Raw genomic sequence first — 20,212 nt, 5'->3', positions numbered from 1 at the left:
GCAGAGCGGGGTGAGAAGCCCAAGGACGCTCTCTTGGTCGCGCGACCCTGGGTCGCTGCTCGGACACCTCCTCGTCCACCCGGGCCGAAGTGAAGCTCTGACGGGGCTGCCGTACAGCCGAGCTTCAGGGGCTCGACTCCGCCACGCTCTTTGAACCCACGGCGACTGGCCGCTCCGCTTCCGCTGGGAAAAGGTGCAGCCTGTCTACCTGGTGCTGAGATTGAGTGCGACCACTCCGAACACGATGCACCCTAGCCCAGCAATGCGCAATGCCGAGCTCGCTTCCCCGAACCAGACCATGCCCAGCAGCGCCGTGAGTGCAGTTCCGACGCCAGCCCACACCGCATAGGCAAGACCCATCTCAAGCTGTTTGACAGCGACGGACATGAGCCAGATGGCGCAGGAATAACAGGCCACTACGGCTGCGGATGGCCAGAACTTCGTGAAGCTGGCTGCGTATCGCAGCGCGAGGGTGCCGAGAACCTCAGCCAGGACACTGGCAGCCAGAACCAGCCACGAGAACTTCTGGGAGTCCATGAGGAAGTACCTCTCCCGACTTGGCGCCTGTACCGGGCGCGGTCGTGAGACGGCGAAGAGAGCGGTACCTCACTGCTTTGGTACGGATACTAGCAAGCAATCCACCCTGGACGCGTACCCAGGTCTGGCCCTCGTCGCGCGTCGAATAGAGCGCCTTCAGGCCTTGCACGAGCACCTCGGTCGGATCTGCGTAGACGATGCTCCCCGCGAAGTCCGGCGTCTCCAGCGGCTTGCCCAGCTTCTGCCAACGGCCACCGCCGTCGGTGGTCTTCTGCAGGAAATTGCTCACCGTGCTGAAGCCCGCGCTGTACTCCAGGCTGTACGCGCTGCCAGCGTCCATCCAGTAGTGGCCCCTGTCGCCAGGAAGCTGGTGCGATTGCCATGCTCCGTCGGCGGACCGGACCAGGTAGGTGCCGTACTCGCTGCCGGCCACCGTTAGGCGATCTGGAGTGAGCGTGACGGCGAAAATCGTCCCCAGGGTGTCGGCCGCATCGCGCACCCAGGTGTTGGGGCCTGTGCGCTACAGCAGCTGCCCGAGGTGCGACCCACCCGCGAGCCCCTGGTCCCCCACCCGCAGATAAAGCCGAGACACCCACTGGCGGGCCTGCGCAAGCAGCCGCTGTTCGTCCATCGCGGAGGCTTCGCCCTGCCATCCGCCCCCCGCGGGCAGCGGCAGGGCGTCGCGTGCGGACTCTGCCAGCAAGGCATCGAGCGCGTTCTTGCGGCCCATCGGACCGCGCAGCAGAACCAGCTGTTCCGGTAGTTCCTTGCCCATCTCCGAGGCGAAGACCAACGTGCCCAGATTCGCCAGCCGCCCCGCCTCGAAGGTGAAGGACGGCAGCGCCTGCGCCTTGGCGCTGTCGCTGCCGATCAACGCGAGGATGAGGCCGGGGCCCGAACCCGCGCTACCGAAGCCCGTGACCTCGTACTTGCCTGCGGGCAGCTTGGCGAAATACAGCGACTCGGTGGCGAAGTAACGTCCGTGAAAGATCGCATTGGACCTCAACGTGACGTCAGTCATCTCTTCGCGCCGCCCGTTGCTCGACAGTTCGACCTGCTGCCACTTCGGGTTCAGGAGGCTGACCGGACGCAACGCGATGACACGCAGGCGACTCGTCAGGTGATTGGAGTCGGGTGGACATCCATTTGCGCCTACAGCCGATGGGCAACTTTTCACCTCCAGGCTCTTGCGTTCGCGTGCAAACCGAATAGGCCTCGCCGTTAGCATCCGCCGTCTCAACTTGAGCGAGTGCCTGAATGTTGTTCACCCGCCTGGCCGCCTTTCCGCTTTTGACTCTGGCTGCGTCATCGGCCTTTGCCGCATACCAGGTCACCGACTTCAAGGGCGTCGCCGCCGACGACGTTTCGCTCTACGGCATCAACGACCGCGGCGATATGGTGGGGAGTGCTGGAGACTCCAGCAGTAGATACGCATTCGTGGTCCTGGATGGTGCCGTTGAGACCATCTTCGATGCTTCTCTGGGCTCGTCCTTCACCGCGTGGGCCATCAGCAATACCGGCGTGGTGGTGGTCACGGCGGCGTCGGAATCGGATCCCGTAGGGTCCTCCTACCTTTGGGAAAAAGGCAAGCTGACGTTTCTCGGGGTCGGGCTGTATCCGCGCGGCATCTCGCCCGATGGCCGGTACGTCACCGGCGGGCGAGACGGAGGGGGGGCTTTCGTCTATGACACGGTGACCAGCGCTTACCTGTCCTTCGATGGCTACTCCTTTTTGGCCGACATCAACAGCAGCGGGGTCGTCGTCGGCAACCGGCGCGCTGATGTGCCAGGCAGCGGACACACCAAAGTAGTCGGCACCACGCTCAATCTGCACACGGGCGAAGCTCGGGACTACCAGCTGCATGTTGATGACCCGGGACAGACGGCGCTGCGCGGCATCAACGACCAAGGCGATGTGGTGGGTCGGTTCACCTCCGGCGGGCAGCTCGTTGGCTTTTACATGAGCGCGGCTGGTGACGTCGAGACCTTCCAAGCCGGCCCTGGCGTGGACACCTTCTTGTCCGGACTCAACAACGCCGGTGTGATCGTGGGCTCGTACCTCACGGCCGACGGGAACTCCCAGGCCTTCATCGCCATGCCATCGGCCGTTCCTGAGCCGGGTGTCGCCGGCATGTTGGTCGCGGGCCTTGGCTTCGTCGGTTGGTGGCGGCGCCGTCAACTGACGTCGACCTGCGCAGCGACCCGTCGACAGTGATTTACTCGCCATAGGTGGCCAGCGGATGAGCCCCCGCCTCCGCAAAATCGCACTGTGCACGATCGTGCTCGCTGCGGTTCTCTGGTTCGGCGTTCGCTCATGCGAGAACAGGGAAGCCACCGCTGGCAATGCCCTGCCGACTGCCGCCGCCGGGAACAAAAGTGCCCCAGCACAAGCAGCCAGTGAAGTGGCCAAACCTGCCCCTACGGCAGCGCCGTCGACGGCGACAACCAGCAGCCAGACTGGCGCCTGCGTCGCCTGGCCCATCCCGTCCGACACCGACAGCGAGGACGAAAGGCAGCGCAAGCACGCCGCACTGCAAACCGAGTCCTTGGCCTTCCTGAGTCACGCCTTGGCTCACCCCGACCCTCTCGTGCGGGCCGCCGCGGCCTTGTTGGCCGAGGCGCCCGACAGGCAGGCGCTCATCGCCTCTGCCCGTCACACGCGCGATCCGGCGCTCTACACCCTCGCCCGCCAGGCTTGCTTGCTGGAGCCGGATACGCCGGCTTGCCGCGAGCTCAGCCTCACCAGGCAAGCTGAGCTCGAGCCAGACAACGCGGCAGTGTGGCTTGCGATAGCAGACGACGCGATGCTTCAAGGCGATGAAGCGAGCGCCGCTGCCGCCATCGTCCGCGCCGAGCGCGCGCCGCGAATGGAGCAGCGCGTGCACCTGGCTGCCGCCGTTTTGGCCGGCGTTCCCTGGCCACCAGAACGCGCCGTGGGGCGCATGGGGGTCGTCGAGGCAGCCATGCGGGCGGGGCTCGCGGTGGGGCTGCCGGGCCATGTCGGGCTTGTGCGGCATTGCAGCGCTGCAGCCATGGCCGACGCCAACCGGAAGATCGCCTGCGGGCACCTGGCAGACCAACTGGTGCGCCCAGGCGCAAGCCTGTTGGACGCCACCGTGGCACTGTCCATCGCACGCCGAGGCGGCTGGTCCACCGAAAGGACGGATGCGCTGCAAACCAGGCTTCAGGCGGCGCAACGCAAGGCGGCAGACGTCAAGGATCCGATGGAGCAGCGGTGGTCCTGCGCCGCCGCACAGGCCCTTTCAAAACGAGTCATCGACGCATCCGCCATGGGTGAACTCACAGCGCTCGAGAAGTGATCCCGTCGACTCTGGACATGCAAAACGTCGCTCCTAGCCAAGCTCCGTCAACCACGAACTGAGATGACCATGAAGAAGTTGAACCTATCGCGCGTCGGCAACGCTCTGTCGGCATGCAAGCATCTGGTCGTGCTGCCCGGCTTGCTGATCGGATTGGCGGCGTCGGCTGCCTACCAGGTGAAGGACCTTACCGCGGTAGTGGCACCCGTGACCTTGCTGTTCGGCATCAACGACCGGGGCGACATGGTGGGACAAGCCGGGGACGACACCGTCTCTTATGGCTTCGTGCTGCGCGGCGGCACCGTCGAAAAGATCTTCGATGCCAGTCTCGGCAACTCCTTCAGCGCGCAGGCCATCAGCAACACCGGCGTCGTGGCCGTGGCCGTCTCCAGCGCGGACCGGCCGGATTCGCTGCCTTGGACCTACCTGTACGAGAACGGCAAGTTCACCCTTGTCGCCGAAGGTCTGTATGTGCGGGGCATCTCGCCCGACGGAAGGTACCTCACAGGACTGCGAGGTGGCGGCAGCACCAACTTGTCCACCTAGGTGTACCGCGTTCACCAGACTGCGATCGGGTCCACCTACCTTCGCGGTATCAACGATCAGGGTGATCTGGCTGGCCGGGTGTGGGACGAGGGCGGCCCCGTGCTGGGCTTTCATCTCTCGGCCTCGGGCGTGGTCGAGCGTTTCCAGGCGGGCGGCAGCGAAGAGACCTTCGTCGAAGGCCTGAACAACGCCGGCGTGATCGTCGGCCACTACGCGACGGCGGACGGCGGCTACCGCGCCTTCGTCGCCACCCCGGTACCGGAGCCCAGCACCCTCTGCATGTCGGCCGCTGGGCTGCTGTTCTTGGGATGCCTCGTGCGCCGACGGACTGGACAACGGTTCGTGAAGCTGGAGAAGACTCCATGAGACCTCGCACCACATTCCTCAGGCTGCTGTGGCTCACCTGCGTCGCAGCCACCAGCGTCCCTGCGAACACGCTCGCGCAGAACGAGGTGCCGTCGACGGCGGGTGACTACGCGGTGCCTCACACCAGAGTCGATGTGGGCCAGGGCCGGAGACTCAACCTCTACTGCCGTGGCACCGGCAGTCCCACTGTGGTCTTCGAGTCGGGCATGGGTGACGAGGCCTGGACATGGTTTCGCGTGCATGCCGAGGTCGCCAAGGTGGCGCGAGCCTGTGTCTACGACCGCGCCGGATACGGGTTCAGCGATCCGGCAAGCCGGCCGGGCACGGCGCGCAATGCCGTTGCAGACCTGCATGCCCTTCTCCGTGCTGCGCACATCGCAGCGCCCATCGTCCTGGTCGGTCATTCGTACGGTGGACGGATAGCCCAGCTGTATGCCTATACCTATCCAAAGGGCATTGGCGGCCTGGTGCTGGTGGACGCCGATCATGAGGACGCGGCGGTCCGAGGCAACAGGGTGACGCAGGGCAAGCTGAAGCTGCTGCGCACGCAGATGGATGCGGCCTTCGAGCAATGTCGGTCGGCAGCCCGGGCCGGCCTGCATGAAGGCACCGAGGCTTGGGCTCGCTGCATCGACGACGAATCAGCGACTTACGGACCCGCGCTCTGGCCTGCCGTGAAGGCGGCCCGTCAGGGTCTGCGTCGTTGGGATGCCATGGCCTCTGAGCGCAAGAACTACGACACCCGAACCGCGAGCGAGCTTCGTGCGGCGCGAAGGTCCTTCGGCAATCTTCCGCTGATCTACCTGACCCGCGGAGTGAGTCCGTTCGCGCAGCCAGGCCAGCCGCAAAGCGCCACCAACAAGGCCTTCGAGGACGACGTGCTCCAATCTCACGAGGAAATCGCCGCCTTGTCGTCGCGTGGCCAGAACCGCATCGTGGCCGGGGCCGGGCACGACATCCACTTGGACCAGCCGCACGCCGTCACCGATGCCGTCTTGACCGTGATCGGCATGCAGTCTCGCTGACCTGGCGCCTGGTCGATGCGTCGAGTGTGACGAGCACCCAGGACAGCCTTCTCCACTTGCCAAGCCCACCCCATGGACCGCCTCCAAGCCATGACCGTCTTCGTCGCCGTCGTCGACAGCGGCGGCTTTGCCGCGGCGGCGCGCAAGCTGGAGCTGTCTCCGCCCGTGGTCACGCGGGCGGTGGCGGAACTGGAGGATCGGCTGGGCCTGCGGCTGCTGACGCGCACCACGCGGGTGGTGCGGGTCACCGATGCCGGCGCGCGCTATGCGGCCGACTGCCGGCGCATCCTGGCCGACATCGACGAGGCCGAGGTGGCCGCCACCGGCACCCATGCGGCGCCGCGCGGCACGCTCACGATCACCGCGCCGGTGCTGTTCGGCCAGCTGTACGTCACGCCGCTGCTGGTGCGCTACCTGCAGGCGCATCCGCAGGTGGATGCGCAGTGCCTGTTCCTCGACCGCGTGGTCAACATCGTGGAAGAAGGCATCGACGTGGCGGTGCGCATCGGTGAGCTGCCCGACTCTTCGCTGCAGGCGGTGCGCGTGGGCCGCGTGCGCCGCATGCTGGTGGCCTCGCCCGAGTACCTGGCCGAAGCCGGCACGCCGCAGCACCCGCGTGAGCTGGCCACCGGCCACCGCCTGGTGTCGGCCGGCATCAACAGCCCGGTGGCCGACTGGCGCTTTGTCGAAGGCGGCCGGCCGTTGGTGCTGCCGCTGCCGGTGCGCATGCGCACCACCACCAACGACGCGGCCATCGCCGCCGCACGCGCGCATTTCGGCATCGCGCGGCTGTTGAGCTACCAGGCCGCCCCATGGCTGCGCGAAGGCACGCTGGTGCCGGTGCTGGAAGCCTTCGAGACACCGCCGCTGCCCATCCACGTCGTGCACCTGGAAGGCCGGCGGGCAACCCAGAAGGTGCGCGGTTTCATCGACCTGGCGGTGGAGGGCCTGCGGGCCAATCCGTTCCTGAACTGAGCCACCGGCCGCTCAGGCACCGTCCACCCTTCGCCAGCGCATCGGCAGCGCCCCCGGCAGGCGCCAGCCGGCCTGCAGCCGGAAGCGCAGCGCACGCTGGGCACGGTCCAGCGCGGCCACGTCGGGGCCGTCCCACAGCAGCTCGGCGCGGCCGGTCAGGGTCAGCAGGTCGCCGCTGTCGAAGTCGATGAACAGCAGGCCGGCCCGATCGTCCACCAGCAGGTTGCCCAGGGTCATGAACATCTGGTTGCCCGAGTAGTCGGGCAGCAGCAGCGTGCGCTCGTCCTCCACCTTCACGAAGCCCGCCGGTCCGCCGCGGTGCGACACGTCCGCGCCGCCGGCGGACCGCTCGGCAGTGGCGGGTGCGCGGGTGGCGATGAACAAGGTGTCGGCCTGCGCCACCAGCGCCTGGGCCGCGGCATCCAACGCATCCAGCGCCTGGGGCGGCTGGCCGGCGGGCACGGCACCCTCGGCCGGCGCCACCGGCACACGCCGCTGGATGTACTGCGGGCAGTTGCCCACCGATTGGGTGATGTCCACGGTGAAGCCATCCGGCTGCACCGCGCCCACCACGCCGTTGGCGCGGTTGCGCCGGCGCGTGGCCGGCTCGATGCCCAGCAGGCCGATCTCGGCGCCCGCCTGCAGGCTGCCGGCCATGGGGTCGCCGGGCAGCGGCAGCGCGCCGATGCGCAGCTGCTGCGCATCCGGCGCCTGCACGAAGCCGGGTGCACCCACCAGCACCGACGCCCAGGGCCGGCCCTGCGCATCGGCCATGCCGGCCAGCAGCATCGGCAACTGCGCGAAGAAGCGCTGGTGCTGCTCGGGCAGGTGGTCGCGGATCACGCGTGGGCCGATCTCGGCCATGCGCTCCTGCATGCCCATCAAGCGCTGCACGGCCTGCTCGCCTTCATGAAAGGGGTGGTGAAGGGTGGCCATGATCTTCAGGCCGCCAGGCCAACCGCCGTCTTCGGAAAGGGCACGAAGCCCGGCAGCGCCTCGATGCGCTGCAGCCAGGCGCGCACCGCGGGATAAGGCGCCAGGTCCACGTTGCCTTCGGGCGCGGCAGAGATGTAGCTGTAGCCTGCGATGTCGGCGATGGTCGGCCCCTCGCCCACCAGGAAGCTGCGGCTGGCCAGCAACGGTTCCATCACCCTCAGAAGCTGGTGGGCGCGGGCGATGGCGCCATCGGCATCCAGCTTGGCGCCGAACACCGTGACCAGCCGCGCCGCGGCGGGCCCGAAGGCGATGGGCCCGGCGGCCGCAGACAACCACACCTGCACCGCGGCCTGCGCCTCGGGGGCAGTCGGCAGCCAGCGGCGGGCCGGGTCGTGGCGGGTGGCCAGGTACACCAGGATGGCATTGGAGTCGTGCACCACGGTGCCGGCGTCGTCGATCACCGGCACCTGCCCGAAGGGGTTGAGGCGCAGGAAGGCGGGCTGCTTGTGTTCGCCCTGCTTCAGGTCGACATCGACCAGCACATGCGGCAGGTCCAGCAGCGACAAGGCCAGCTGCGCGCGGTGCGCGTGGCCCGACAGGGCGTAGCGGTACAGGGTGATGGGGGCGGCGGGTGGGGCATGGCGTGCGGTCATGAGGTACTCCTTCGTGGGCGCCACCGGCGTTGGCGGCATGGAGCGCACTGTGGCCGCCGGGGCCCTGCAGCAGAAGCCGCGCGCCGCACAAGTCAGTGTTTCCGGCCGTGGAAGAGTCTCGCCGTCACCCGCACTGCGCGGCTTGCCACACACCGCCACAATGTCCGCATGAACACCGCCACATCGCCAACGGCTGCCACCACGGCCCGCGTCATTCCGCCGGCCCCCGCTCGCATCGGCTGCCCGCTGGCGGACGTCGATACGCCGGCCCTGTTGCTGGACCTGGACGTGATGGACGCCAACATCGCCCAGGTGCATGGGCGCGCGCAGCGGGCCGGCGTGCGGGTGCGGCCGCATGCCAAGGCGCACAAGTGCGCGGCGGTGGCGCAGCGGCAGATCGCGGCAGGCGCCCAGGGCGTGTGCTGCCAGAAGCTGGGCGAGGCCGAGGCGCTGGCCGCTGCCGGCATCACCGACATCCTGGTGACCAACGAGCTGGTGGGCATGGCCAAGGCGCGGCGTGCCGCGCAGCTGGCCGGGCGCATCCGGCTGGCGGTGTGCGCCGACCATCCGCTGCAGGTGCAGCAGCTGGCCGATGCCACGCGCGAGGCCGGTACTTGTCTAGACGTGTTGGTGGAGCTGGACGTGGGCCAGGGCCGCTGCGGCGTCACCAGCGCGTCAGCGGCCGTGGCGCTGGCGCAGGCCATCGCGGCTGCCGCACCGGGCCTGCGTTTTGCGGGCCTGCATGCCTACCACGGTGGTGCGCAGCACCTGCGCAGCCCGACCGAGCGGCAGGCCGCGATCGCCGGCGCGGTGGTGCGGGCGCGTGAGGCCGTGGCGGCGCTGGCCGCGGCCGGCCTGCCCTGCCCCACCGTCACCGGCGCGGGCACCGGCACCTATGCGCTGGAGGCCGCCTCGGGCGTGTACACCGAGCTGCAGCCCGGCAGCTATGTGCTGATGGACGTGGACTACGCCGCCAACACGCTGGCCGAAGACAGCGCGCCGCTGGGCCATGCGCTGTTCGGCTGGTGCAGCGTGATCAGCCTGCGCCCCGGCCAGGCGGTGCTGGACGGCGGCCTCAAGGCCTTCGGCGTGGATGCCGGCCTGCCGCGGGTGCTGCACCCGGGCTGGCAGGTCAAGGGCATCTCGGACGAACACACGGTGATCGTCAGCACCGGCGCCGACGCGGCGCCGCTGGCCGTCGGCGACAAGCTGCGCCTGATTCCCGGCCACTGCGACCCGACCGTGAACCTGCACGACTGGCTGGTGGCCATTCGCGGCGAAACGGTCGAGGCCGTGTGGCCGGTGGACGCACGCGGCGCGATGTTCTAGGCGCAATCCCAGCCAGCAAGCGCAGCGAGCTTGGGGGCAGACACTCAGTCCCGCCGGGCCGCCCCAAGGGACTGAGCTCCCCCTCGGGGGGCAGCGAGCAACGCGAGCTTGGGGGCAGACATTCAAGCGGTACGGAATGCCGCCACCGTCTGCACCAGGCGGTCGGCCTGCATGCGCAGGCTGTCCGCGGCGGCGGCGCTCTCCTCCACCAGCGCGGCGTTCTGCTGCGTCACCTGATCGAGCTGGGTCACCGCGTCGTTCACCTGGCCGATGCCGCTGGTCTGCTCGATGGTGGAGGCGCTGATCTCGGCCAGCAGGTCGCTGACGCGGCGCACCTGGCCCACGATGTCGGCCATGGTGCGGCCGGCTTCATCCACCAGTTGCGAGCCGCTCTCCACCGTCTGCACGCTGTGGCTGATCAGGCCCTTGATCTCCTTGGCCGCTTCGGCACTGCGCGACGCCAGCGAACGCACCTCGCCGGCCACCACGGCAAAACCGCGGCCCTGCTCACCGGCGCGGGCGGCTTCCACCGCTGCGTTCAGCGCCAGGATGTTGGTCTGGAAGGCGATGCCGTCGATGACACCGATGATGTCGGCGATGCGCTTGCTGGCATCGGTGATCTGGCCCATCGTGGTGGTGACCTTGCCCACCACCTCGCCGCCCTGCAGGGCCACCGCGCTGGCCGAGCTGGACAGCTGCGAAGCCTGGCGCGCAGTGTCGGCGTTGCTCTTCACGGTGGCATTCATCTGCTCCATCGAAGCGGCGGTCTGCTGCAGGTTGCTGGCCTGCTCTTCGGTGCGCTGCGACAGGTCGGCATTGCCGATCGCGATCTGGTTGGAGCCGGTGGCGATGCTCTCCGAGCCCGAGCGGATGTCCTTGACCATGCGGGCCAGGAACTGCTGCATCTCCTGCATGGCCGACAGCAGGCTGCCCCGGTCGCCCGGGCGCAGCGCGATGGGCTGCGACAGGTCGCCGCTGGCGATGCGGCGCACCACCTCGAGCGCGTAGTCGGGCTCAGCGCCCAGCTGGCGCTGCACGCTGCGCACGATCAGCGTGGCGGCCACCGCCCCGATCACCAGGGCCAGCAGCGTCATCGCGATGGAAAGGTTGCGGCCGGTCTGGTAGTGCTCGCGCGCAGCGGCAGCCTCGTTCGCGTTCAGCTTGTCTTCCAGGTCGGCCAGTTCACCCAGCGCGGTCAGCCAGTCGCCCTGCGGACCCGTGACCTCGCGCAGCAGCACTTCCTTGGCCTGCTCGGTCTCGTTCTTCAAGCCATGGGCCAGCACCTTGTCGACCAAGGGCCGCGTGGTGGCGCGCAGTTCGCGAATCTTGGCGAACAAGGCCTTTTCCTCGGGCGTCGTGTTGGGATGCTGGAAAGCGACCTCCAGCGCCTTGTCCGCCTCGTCATAACGCTGGCGTGCCTGCTTCAGGCGCTCCATCTCGGCCGCCATGCCGGCGTCGTCTTCGATCAGCACGACGTTGCGGGTGTAGGTGGCCACCTGGTTGATGGACACCCGCATCTTCACCGCCAGGCGCGCCTGCTCGTTGTTGACGTAGGCGATGTTCTCCAGGCTGGCCTGGATCTGCGACATGCGGTAGAGCCCGAGGCCGGCCACAGCGGCGAGCAGCAAGAGCAGCAGCGCGAACGACAGCGTCAGGCGGCGTGACAAGGAAAGCGAATTCATCGGTTGTCTCACGTAGATCGAGGTGATGCGGGTGCGATCGAGCCTCGAGTGGGGCCTCAGATCTGGCCTAGCTTCGTCATTCGGTGCGCGCACTTGAGTGCAAGTGGGCAGATACCTGTGCAATCGCTGCAATGTGATAAAAACAGTCGGCTCAATTGCTAAAAATAGCAGCGCTTGAGCCGATACCAGAGCTTCGCCCCTCACCGACTCACCGGGCCAAGCCGCCATGAACTCACCCAACGGATGGCGCGAGGCGCTCCGTGAAATCCGCGTGCTGTACTCGGCCACCGATGCCGAGACGGCAGGCATCCGCGCCGCGCTGCTGGCCCAGGTGCTGCGGCTGACGCCGTTGATGATGGCCGCCAACGCCGGCTGCGCCACGCTGGTGCTGTGGTCGTTCAAGCATCGCCTGGCTGCCGGCTTCATCGAGTGGTACCTGATGCTGATCGGCCTGGCCTTCATGGCCTGCCTGGCCTGGTGGCGCCGCCGCAACCACCGGCCGGTGGCGGCCTCGGTGCGGGCGCTGCACCGGGCAACGGCCCATGCAGCCCTTTTGGCGGGGCTGTGGGCCGCAGCGCCCTTGCTGTGGTTTCCGGGCGCAGCACCGGCCCCGCAACTGCTGATCGCCACGCTGCTGGCGGGTCTGATGGCCACGGGGGCCTTTGTGCTCAGTCCGCTGCCGCTGGCCAGCCTGGCCTGGTCCGCGCTGCTGACGCTGGCGGCGGTGGGCGGCCTGATCAGGCACCAGGACCCCGCCCTGATGGGCGTCGAGTGGCTGATGGCGTTCTACGGACCGGTGGTGGCGCTGGGTGCGCAAGCAGCCGGGCGCAAGCAGGTGGCCCTGCTGCGTGCACAGGCACAGGCCGAACGGCAGCAGCACATGCTGGAGGTGCTGCTGGACGACTTCGAGCAGAACGCCGACGACGCGCTGTGGCAATCTGACGCCGAAGGCCGGCTCAGCCACTGGTCGCCGCGGCTGCTGGAGATCCTGGGGCCGCAGCTGTCCACGCCGACTCGTCGGCCGCTGCAGACCATCCTGGCCGAGCGCGTGGTCGAAGGACTGCCGGCGCTGCGCGAAGTGCTGGGCGCAGGCCGGCCCTTTCGCAATCTGCCGCTGAGCCTGCGGCTGGACGATGGCAGCGTGCGCCACCTGCTGGTGCAGGGCAAGCGCATCATCGACGACCACGGCCGCACCGTGGGCTGGCGCGGCGTGCTGTCCGACGTCACCGAACGGCGCATGGCGCAGGCCCGATTGCAGGAGCTGGCGCACAGCGACTCCCTCACCGGCCTGGCCAACCGCCACACGCTGCGGCACACGCTGACAGAGGCTGCCAGGGCCCAGGCGCCGGTGGCGCTGCTGTCGATCGACCTCGACCATTTCAAGGCGGTGAACGACACCTTGGGCCATTCGGTGGGCGACGAAGCCCTGCGCGCCCTGGGCCACCGCCTGTCCCAATGTGTGCGCCCCGGCGATCTGGTGGCCCGTCTGGGCGGCGACGAGTTTGCAGTGGTGATGCACCGGCCCGGTGATGCAGCCGATGTGGCCTCCCTCGCCCAGCGGCTGCTGGACGCGCTGGCACAGCCGGTGGAGCTCAACGGCCGCCGGCTGCGGCTGGGCGGCAGCGTGGGCAGCGCCTTCAGTGCCGACAGCGGCGACGTCGACGAATTGCTGGTGCGTGCCGACATGGCGCTGTACGCCTCCAAGGAAGAAGGCCGCGGCCGCCACACGATGTACACCGCCGCGCTGGGCGCACGCAGCCGCCGCCGCAGCGATGTCGAGCAGGGGCTGCGCCATGCGCTGCAACGCGGGCAGTTGAGCCTGCACTGGCAACCCAAGGTCGACATCGCCGAGTGGAAGGTGGTGGGCGCCGAGGCGCTGCTGCGCTGGCAGCACCCTGAACTGGGCGCGGTGTCGCCGGCCGAGTTCATCGTCGCGGCCGAGCAGACCGGCCTGATCGACGAAATCGGCCACTGGGTGCTGACCGAAGCCTGCCGGGCCGGCGCCACTGCGCTGGCTGGGCTGGTGGTTTCGGTCAACGTATCGCCCCAGCAGCTGCGCGACGAGCACTACGTGGAGCGCGTGCGCGCGGTGCTGCGTGACACCGGCCTGCCGGCCACCCGGCTGGAGCTGGAGATCACCGAATCGATCTTCATGGGCGACATCGACGGCGTGCTGGAACGCCTGCGCGCACTGCGCGGGCTGGGCGTGCGCGTGGCGCTGGACGACTTCGGCACCGGCTATTCGTCACTGGCCTACCTGCGGCGCTTCCCGTTCGACACGCTGAAGATCGACCGCGCCTTCATCAGCGAGGTGCTGCTGCGCCGCGATGCCCATGCCATCGTGCAGACCATCGCCAGCATGGCCCACACGCTGGGCATGCGCACCGTGTGCGAAGGCGTGGAATCCAGCGAGCAGCTGGCGGTGCTGCGCAGCGTGGGTTGCACCGAGATCCAGGGCTACCTGGTGTCGCCCGCGCAACCGTTGGCCGGTCTGCAAGCCCTGATGCAGGCTTGGCGGCAGCCAGAGCCCCAGGCCGCTTAACGCCCCAGCGTGCGCAGCTGCGCCAGCGAATCGAGGATCAGGTCTTCCACCAGCCCGAACAGGCGCTCCCGCTCGCGGCCCTGGGCCGTGTTCCCGCAGGCACCGGGCGTGGCGCCGAGCAGCAGGTGAAACGGCAGATCGAGCGGCTGACCGGCCGTGGGGCCGCGGGGGCCGGCCGGCAGGCCGCCGCCCGGGGTGGCGGGTCGGTCGGTCAGGTCGATCATGGTGCCGACGATGCGCAACGCCTGGCCGCCTTCGGCACGCGCCACCACACGCCCGCGCGAATGCAGCCGCCGGTAGCCCGACCCGTTGCTGCGCAGGCGGAACACGGCCTCGTAGCGCGGCTCGGTACCGCGCAGGTGGGCACGCATCGCGTCCAGCATCGGCTCCAGGTCGTCGGGGTGCACACGGCAGCGCCAGAAGTGCGTGCTGTCGGCGGCATGCGGGTCAGGAAAGCCCAGCCGCTGCTTCCAGGTGGGTGAGTGGTGCACCGTCTCCAGCTTGGGGCGCAGGTCCCACAGGCCCAGTTCACCGGCCTCCACCGCGGGTTGCCAATCGATCAGGGCCGGGGACTGCTGCTCCATGGCGGCTCATGGTAGCGCCGCACACCCCCCGACACCGCTCGATCTGGCCCTCAAAATCGGCCAGACGTCTCATCCGCCCCAACGGCCGGCCAGCCGGCCGCCGATGTCCACTGGCCGCGCCAGCGCCACGGCGGGGGCCACCGCGGGCGCGGTGGCCAGCGGCGTCACCCGCTCGAAGTGGCGCGCGGCCAGCGCCTCGGGGATGAAGCGCGACAGGCTGGCGTACAGATGGCGGTCGCCGTGCTTGACCTGGTCGGTGACGTAGAAGCGCTGCGGCACCAGCAGGTCGAGGTGCTGGCGGGCGCGCGTCATGCCCACGTACAGCAGCCGGCGCTCCTCGTCGATCTGCGCGCTGTCGCGGGTGCTCATCTCCGAGGGGATGCAGCCGTCCACCACGTTCAGGATCTGCACGGCCGACCATTCCTGGCCCTTGGCCGAATGCAGCGTGGACAGCACCAGGTAGTCCTCGTCCAGGTGCGGCGGGCCGGCTTCGTCGCTGCTGGCCTCGGGCGGGTCCAGCGTCAGCTCGGTGATGAAGCGTTCACGGCTGGCATGGCCGGCGGCGATGCGGGCCAGTTGCTGCAGGTCGGCCTGGCGCGCAGGCGCATCGTCGTGCAGGCGCTGCAGCACCGGCTCGTACCAGCGCATCACCGCGTCCAGGTCGCCGGGCCACTGGCCGGCCTGCTGCAGCTGCGCATACAGCGCGAGAAAGTCCTGCCAATCCGCCTGCGCGGCCGGCGGCATGCGCCAGGCCAGCAAGGCGGCGGCCGGGTCAGCGGTCGGCTCCAGCGCATCGAGCAGCTTGCGGGCATTGGCCGGGCCCACGCCGGCCACCAGCTGCGCCACGCGGAAGCCGGCGATGCGGCTGCGCGGGTTCTCGGCCCAGCGCAGCATGCACAGCACGTCCTTCACATGCGCCGATTCCAGGAACTTGAGCCCGCCGAACTTGACGAACGGGATCTGCCGGCGCGTGAGCTCCAGCTCCAGCGCGGCACTGTGGTGCGAGGTGCGGAACAGCACCGCCTGCTGCCGCAGCTTGAAGCCCTCCTCGCGCAGCGCCAGCACCCGGTCGGCCACGCAGCAGGCCTGTTCGGCCTCGTCGGCCACCGTCACCAGCCGCGGGCGGGCACCGGCGCTGCGGTCGGTCCACAGCTGCTTGGCATGGCGCTCCGGCGCCAGCGCGATGACGGCGTTGGAAGCGTCCAGCAGCGGCTGGGTGCTGCGGTAATTGCGCTCCAGCGGCAGCACCCGCGCCGGCTGGCCGAACTGCTGCGGAAAGTCGAGGATGTTGCGCACCTCGGCCGCGCGAAAGCCGTAGATGGACTGCGCATCGTCGCCCACCACCGTCAGGCCGCGGCCATCGGGCTTGAGGGCGCGCAGCACCGCCGCCTGCAGCCGGTTGGTGTCCTGGTACTCGTCCACCAGCACATGGTCGAAGCGCGCGGCCACATGGGCGGCCAGCGCCGGCTCTTCCATCATCGCGGCCCAGTACTGCAGCAGGTCGTCGTAGTCCAGGCTGTGCTGCTGCAGCTTGGCGCGGGTGTAGGCCGCGAACAGCTGGTTCAGCTCGGCGGCCCAGGCCTCGCACCACGGAAAGGCGTCGCGCAGCACCGCGGCCAGCGTGGCCTGGCTGTTGACCACGCGCGAGTAGATCGCCAGGCAGGTGCCCTTTTGCGGAAAGCGGCTGCGGGCCGCGGCAAAGCCGGCTTCCTGGCGGGCCAGGTTCATCAGGTCTTCGGCGTCGGCCCGGTCGAGGATGGAAAAGCGCTCGGGCAGGCCGATGGCGGGCGCATATTCGCGCAGTAGCCGCGCGCCGATACCGTGAAAGGTGCCCGCCCAGGGCAGCGAGGGAGGCCGGGTGGACGTGGGCAGCGCCAGCGCCTGGTGCAGCGTGCGGCCGACGCGGCGCTCCATCTCGTGCGCAGCGCGGCGCGAGAAGGTGAGCAGCAGCACCCGCTGCGGATCGGCCCCCGCCATCACCAGCCGGGCGACGCGGTGCGCCAGCGTCATCGTCTTGCCGCTGCCGGCGCCGGCGATCACCAGCAGCGCGCGCTCATCGTGCTCGGCCACGCCATGCTCCACCGCCTGCCGCTGCTGGGGGTTGAGCGAGGCGAAGGGGTCGGGGCGGGTGAGGACGGCAGACATGGCGGCACGGCGGACAGCACAAGCACTGTACATCCATCCAGACCAGACGCGCACCGGCCCTGCTGTAACGACGGGCACGGCTTAGGCGCGACAATGCTCCCCTGGGACCCAACCGGCCTGCCCCCGTGCTTGCACTCGGCGCGGCCGACCCCAGCTGAGCAGACGACACACCACAAGAAGCTTTTGATGAACGCGCCCCTGCGGCCCGCCCACATGGCCGGGCCTGATGCCGAACCTGCCGCCGACACCCCTGCCCTGTTCTATGGCGGCAGCTGTCGGCTGCCGACGGAGATGGGCGAGTTCCTGCTGCATGGCTTTCGCGATGCCACCGGCCGCGAACATGCGGCGCTGACGGTGGGCGCCATCGACGACGGCCAGCCGGTGCTGACGCGCCTGCACTCCGAGTGCCTGACCGGCGACACCTTGTACAGCCTGAAGTGCGACTGCGGCCCGCAGCTGCAGGCAGCGCAGCAGGCCATCGCCACCGAGGGCCGCGGCGTGCTGCTGTACTTGCGGCAGGAAGGCCGCGGCATCGGTCTGGTGGACAAGATCCGCGCCTATGCGCTGCAGGACGCCGGCGCCGACACGGTGGAGGCCAACCGCCGCCTGGGCCTGCCCGACGACGCGCGCGACTACCGCGTGGCCGCCGAGATGCTGAAGATCCTGGGCGTGTGCTCGGTGCGCTTGCTGACCAACAACCCGGCCAAGATGCAGGCCCTGAGCGACCTGGGCGTGGCCGTGACCGAACGCCTGCCGCTGCGCGCCGGCGAGAACCCGCACAACAGCAACTACCTGTTGACCAAGGCTTTGCGCATGGGCCACTGGCTGGGCGCGGCCGAAGAAGCCTGACGGTTATCCTCGCGGCTCTTGCTGGAGCCGAGATGATCCTGACCCCTCTTCGCGCCGCCGCCGCCCTGGCGCTGTGCGGTGCCCTGCTTCCCCTGGCCGCGCAGGCCGACAGCGCGGTGTCGTCCGCTTCCAGCGCCGGCTCGGCCTCGTCGGGCAGCGTGTCCGATTCGCTGCGCGGCTCCAGCCGCAGCTCCACGCGCGACGACAAGGTGGCCGAAGGCGACTACCGCATCGTGGCGGTGGCGGCCGCGCCCGGCAAGCCCGGCATGCTGCGGCTGACGCTGCAGGCCGATGCCGCCGAATTCCAGCTCGACCTGCCGCAGCGCACCGGCGAGCGTTCGCGCCTGCAGGCCGGCGACACGGTGCAGGCCCGTCACCGGCCCTACGGCATCGAATTCGCGCGGGCCGACAACCGCGAGCCCTTCTTCCTGGTGCTGGCCGACGACTGGTACGGCGAGCTGGCCTCGCGCCCGGTCGCGCTGTAAGCGCCGGTGGCCCTGCTCTGCCTGCGGCGCCCGCCAGCAGCCGCGCTGGCGGCCGCGCTGGCGGCCGCCGCGCTGCTGCTGGCCGCCAGCGCGGCCCAGGCCGGCTCGCCCGTCTTCTGTGGCCAGGGCCCTGAACTCACGGCCCGCCAGCAAGACCGGCTGCTGCAGTTCGCGGCGCGCATCAAGCAGCAGCTGGATGCTTCGGGCAGCCGCGTGGCGCTGGTCTCGCGCAGCGGGCTCGACCTGGACCGCTTCCAGCTGCGCTACTCGCATGCCGGCATCAGCCTGAAGGCTAGCGCCAACGGCGCATGGTCGGTGCGCCAGCTGTACTACGCCTGCGACGAAAGCCGGCCCCGGCTGTACGACCAGGGCATGGCCGGCTTCGTGATGGGCAACGACCGGCCCGACAGCGGCTTCGTCTCGCTGGTGCTGCTGCCGGCCGACGCCGGCGCCGCGCTGCAGGCGGCGGCGCTGGACAACCCGCGTGCACTGTCGCTGCTGGCGGCGCGCTACAGCGCCAATGCCTACCCCTTCAGCCAGCGCTACCAGAACTGCAACCAGTGGGTGGCCGAGCTCATGGCCCTGGCCTGGGCGCCGCTGCCGGCCGTACCCTCTCCCGATGACGGCCGCTCGCCGCGCGCTGCCGCTCAGCAGTGGCTGCGCGACGCCGGCTATGCGCCGGTGCCGGTGGCGGTGAACTCCCACGCGCTGATGTTCGCGGGCCCCTTCGTGCCCTGGATCCACCTGGACGACCATCCGCAGGACGACCTGTACGCGCTGAAGCTGCAGGTGAGCCTGCCCACCGCGCTGGAAGCCTTCGTGCAGCGTCAGGTGCCGGGCGCCCGGCGGCTGGAGCTGTGCCACGACGGCCAACAGGTGGTGCTGCGCCGCGGCTGGCAGCCGATGGGTCCGGGCTGCCGCGCAGAGGCCGGCGATGAGGTGTTCGAGCTCAACTAGCGCAGCGAGCTTGGGGGCCCCACCCGCCCGCCGGGCCGCCCCAAGGGCGGGTGCGCCCCCTCGGGGGGCAGCGAGCAAGGCGAGCTTGGGGGCCTCATCTCACCCCCAGCGGGTGCCAGGGCCCACCACGATGCGGTCGGCCGACTCGTCGCCATGGAAGCGGCGGGCCGGCGCGGTGAGCACGTCTTCCAGCAGCGTGCCCCAGTTGGCATGGCCCGGCTGGCGGGCCAGCTGCGCCTCGCGCTCGTCCACCAGGTGGTCGATGGCGTCGGGCTGTGGCGCGCCGCCGCGGTCGGTGGCTCGCTCCGGCCCATGGCCCATGTGGATGGCGATGCGCCGGCACACCGACGCGTACATCTGCGCGATGCGCGACGGGCTGAGGCTGAGCGAATCGGCCAGCTGCACCGGCGTCATGCCCACGCCCAGGTAGGCGTCGATCACCTGGCGGTCGGTCTCGGGCAGGCGGGCGAAGAAGCGCTCCAGCCGGCGCAGCAGCAGCGCGGTGTCCACCCGCGCCTCCACCTCGTCGCGGGCGGTGGCCGGCTCGCGCTGCGGCGTGCGCAGCTCGTCGTCGTCGGGCGCGGGGCTCAGGCTCTCGGGCCGGGCGCGCAGCGCGGCGTGTTCCAGCGCCGCCACCTCGTCGATGCCCAGGCCACAGGCCTCGCTCAGCTCGGCCAGCGTCGGGCTGCGGCCATGCAGCGCAAACCAGCGCTCGCGGGCGATTTCCACCACCTTGATCTTGCGCCGCTCGCTGCGCGGCAGCACGTCCATACCACGCAGCTCGTCCAGCATCGCGCCGCGCACTCGGGCACGGGCATAGCGCACGAAGGCCTTGCGGCCCTCCTCGGAGTTGACGTCGCCGTCATGGCGGAAGCCCAGCGCAGCCTGCGCCACCGCGATCAGGCCCACCTGGATCAGGTCGGCCCGCTCGACGTTGGACGGCAGCTTGCGCGCCAGCAGCGCCGCTTCCTGGCGCACCCAGGAGCTGTTGCGCGCGATCAACGCCGACGGCAGACCGTCCATCGAGATCATGCTGCTGAAGCCATTCGGTGAATATTCACATCCGGTGCTGAGCACCTGGTCGACTTGCAGCAAAGCGCCGCTCCCCCTGTTGCCACTCTGTTTTACGTGTACGAAGGGGAACGTTACGGGAAAAAAGTCACGTTCCTTGTGACAAATGGAACGTCATTTGGTGCTAACCGAGCCCTGGATGCAGGGGTTTTCCCTTGGGGGACAGTCGGTTGCAAAAAAGGGGCCTGCGCCAGGGCCTCGCGCCTTTACC

20 protein-coding genes are annotated in these 20,212 nt (G+C 69.4%); 11 read left to right on the top strand and 9 right to left on the bottom strand.

Going from position 1 to position 20,212, the window contains the following annotated elements:
- Nucleotides 1-204 precede the first annotated feature (204 nt).
- Genes MW290_RS10765 through MW290_RS10755 form a run of 3 tightly spaced genes read right to left on the bottom strand, consistent with a single transcriptional unit; the run spans nt 205 to nt 1,630 of the window.
- On the bottom strand, nt 205-537 hold the full coding sequence (locus tag MW290_RS10765) for a DMT family transporter (RefSeq protein WP_250194656.1): 333 nt from the start codon (nt 535-537) through the stop codon (nt 205-207).
- Entirely contained in the window at nt 485-1,036 is a 552-nt protein-coding gene (locus MW290_RS10760) for a beta propeller repeat protein (protein WP_250194655.1), read from the bottom strand. Before MW290_RS10760 ends, MW290_RS10765 begins: the two co-directional genes overlap by 53 nt.
- A 21-nt stretch (nt 1,037-1,057) precedes the next feature.
- Complete coding sequence (locus MW290_RS10755; protein ID WP_250194654.1) at nt 1,058-1,630, bottom strand: hypothetical protein; 573 nt, start codon at nt 1,628-1,630, stop codon at nt 1,058-1,060.
- Between the two features lie 164 nt (nt 1,631-1,794).
- Here MW290_RS10755 and MW290_RS10750 point away from each other — a divergent pair, with 164 nt between their 5' ends.
- The 6 genes from MW290_RS10750 to MW290_RS10725 all read left to right on the top strand — a co-directional run bounded on the left by MW290_RS10750 (nt 1,795) and on the right by MW290_RS10725 (nt 6,768).
- Complete coding sequence (locus MW290_RS10750) at nt 1,795-2,751, top strand: PEP-CTERM sorting domain-containing protein (RefSeq protein ID WP_250194653.1); 957 nt, start codon at nt 1,795-1,797, stop codon at nt 2,749-2,751.
- Nucleotides 2,752-2,776: 25 nt separating this feature from the next.
- Nucleotides 2,777-3,856, top strand: a complete 1,080-nt coding sequence (locus MW290_RS10745) for a hypothetical protein (RefSeq protein WP_250194652.1) — start codon at nt 2,777-2,779, stop codon at nt 3,854-3,856.
- Nucleotides 3,857-3,925: 69 nt separating this feature from the next.
- Entirely contained in the window at nt 3,926-4,402 is a 477-nt protein-coding gene (locus tag MW290_RS10740; protein ID WP_250194651.1) for a hypothetical protein, read from the top strand.
- On the top strand, nt 4,403-4,768 hold the full coding sequence (locus tag MW290_RS10735; RefSeq protein ID WP_250194650.1) for a PEP-CTERM sorting domain-containing protein: 366 nt from the start codon (nt 4,403-4,405) through the stop codon (nt 4,766-4,768).
- Nucleotides 4,765-5,793, top strand: coding sequence for an alpha/beta hydrolase (locus tag MW290_RS10730; protein ID WP_250194649.1), 1,029 nt, complete (start codon nt 4,765-4,767; stop codon nt 5,791-5,793). Before MW290_RS10735 ends, MW290_RS10730 begins: the two co-directional genes overlap by 4 nt.
- Nucleotides 5,794-5,865: 72 nt before the next feature.
- Nucleotides 5,866-6,768 carry a LysR substrate-binding domain-containing protein gene (locus tag MW290_RS10725; protein ID WP_250194648.1) on the top strand — a complete coding sequence of 301 codons (903 nt, stop codon included), beginning with the start codon at nt 5,866-5,868 and terminating at the stop codon, nt 6,766-6,768.
- 12 nt (nt 6,769-6,780) lie between these two features.
- Here MW290_RS10725 and MW290_RS10720 read toward each other — a convergent pair whose 3' ends face one another.
- Both MW290_RS10720 and MW290_RS10715 read right to left on the bottom strand, forming a co-directional pair.
- Entirely contained in the window at nt 6,781-7,704 is a 924-nt protein-coding gene (locus tag MW290_RS10720) for a pyridoxamine 5'-phosphate oxidase family protein (RefSeq protein WP_250194647.1), read from the bottom strand.
- A gap of 5 nt (nt 7,705-7,709) precedes the next feature.
- Nucleotides 7,710-8,357, bottom strand: a complete 648-nt coding sequence (locus MW290_RS10715; RefSeq protein ID WP_250194646.1) for a glutathione S-transferase family protein — start codon at nt 8,355-8,357, stop codon at nt 7,710-7,712.
- A gap of 168 nt (nt 8,358-8,525) precedes the next feature.
- On the opposite strand from MW290_RS10715, the gene MW290_RS10710 reads away from it, so the two are divergent.
- Nucleotides 8,526-9,686, top strand: a complete 1,161-nt coding sequence (locus tag MW290_RS10710; RefSeq protein ID WP_250194645.1) for a DSD1 family PLP-dependent enzyme — start codon at nt 8,526-8,528, stop codon at nt 9,684-9,686.
- A 122-nt stretch (nt 9,687-9,808) separates the two neighbouring features.
- Here the strand turns inward: MW290_RS10710 and MW290_RS33135 are convergent, their stop codons facing one another.
- Complete coding sequence (locus MW290_RS33135; protein ID WP_310740074.1) at nt 9,809-11,368, bottom strand: methyl-accepting chemotaxis protein; 1,560 nt, start codon at nt 11,366-11,368, stop codon at nt 9,809-9,811.
- A gap of 226 nt (nt 11,369-11,594) precedes the next feature.
- On the opposite strand from MW290_RS33135, the gene MW290_RS10695 reads away from it, so the two are divergent.
- A complete protein-coding gene (locus MW290_RS10695; protein ID WP_250194644.1) occupies nt 11,595-13,910 on the top strand; it encodes a putative bifunctional diguanylate cyclase/phosphodiesterase in 2,316 nt (771 codons plus the stop codon).
- On the opposite strand, the gene MW290_RS10690 is transcribed toward MW290_RS10695, so the two are convergent.
- A complete protein-coding gene (locus tag MW290_RS10690; protein WP_250194643.1) occupies nt 13,907-14,494 on the bottom strand; it encodes a PAS domain-containing protein in 588 nt (195 codons plus the stop codon). The two genes, MW290_RS10695 and MW290_RS10690, sit on opposite strands and share 4 nt — an antisense overlap.
- A 69-nt stretch (nt 14,495-14,563) precedes the next feature.
- Complete coding sequence (locus tag MW290_RS10685) at nt 14,564-16,639, bottom strand: ATP-dependent helicase (protein WP_250194642.1); 2,076 nt, start codon at nt 16,637-16,639, stop codon at nt 14,564-14,566.
- 186 nt (nt 16,640-16,825) lie between these two features.
- Between MW290_RS10685 and ribA the strand changes: the two genes are divergently transcribed.
- Genes ribA through MW290_RS10670 form a run of 3 tightly spaced genes read left to right on the top strand, consistent with a single transcriptional unit; the run spans nt 16,826 to nt 18,930 of the window.
- Nucleotides 16,826-17,488, top strand: a complete 663-nt coding sequence (ribA, locus tag MW290_RS10680; RefSeq protein WP_445659474.1) for a GTP cyclohydrolase II — start codon at nt 16,826-16,828, stop codon at nt 17,486-17,488.
- 32 nt (nt 17,489-17,520) lie between these two features.
- Entirely contained in the window at nt 17,521-17,973 is a 453-nt protein-coding gene (locus MW290_RS10675) for a hypothetical protein (protein WP_250194641.1), read from the top strand.
- Nucleotides 17,974-17,979: 6 nt separating this feature from the next.
- A complete protein-coding gene (locus MW290_RS10670; protein WP_250194640.1) occupies nt 17,980-18,930 on the top strand; it encodes a DUF2145 domain-containing protein in 951 nt (316 codons plus the stop codon).
- 99 nt (nt 18,931-19,029) lie between these two features.
- Here the strand turns inward: MW290_RS10670 and MW290_RS10665 are convergent, their stop codons facing one another.
- Nucleotides 19,030-19,953: a sigma-70 family RNA polymerase sigma factor gene (locus MW290_RS10665; protein WP_250194639.1), complete on the bottom strand. Its 924-nt coding sequence runs from the start codon at nt 19,951-19,953 to the stop codon at nt 19,030-19,032.
- Nucleotides 19,954-20,212: the final 259 nt, after the last annotated feature.

Origin of the sequence: Aquincola tertiaricarbonis (genome assembly GCF_023573145.1) — a bacterium.
Lineage (GTDB): Bacteria > Pseudomonadota > Gammaproteobacteria > Burkholderiales > Burkholderiaceae_C > Aquincola > Aquincola tertiaricarbonis_B.
The sequence above is the reverse complement of the archived record's forward strand: the minus strand, read 5'-3'. Positions and strand labels throughout refer to the sequence as shown.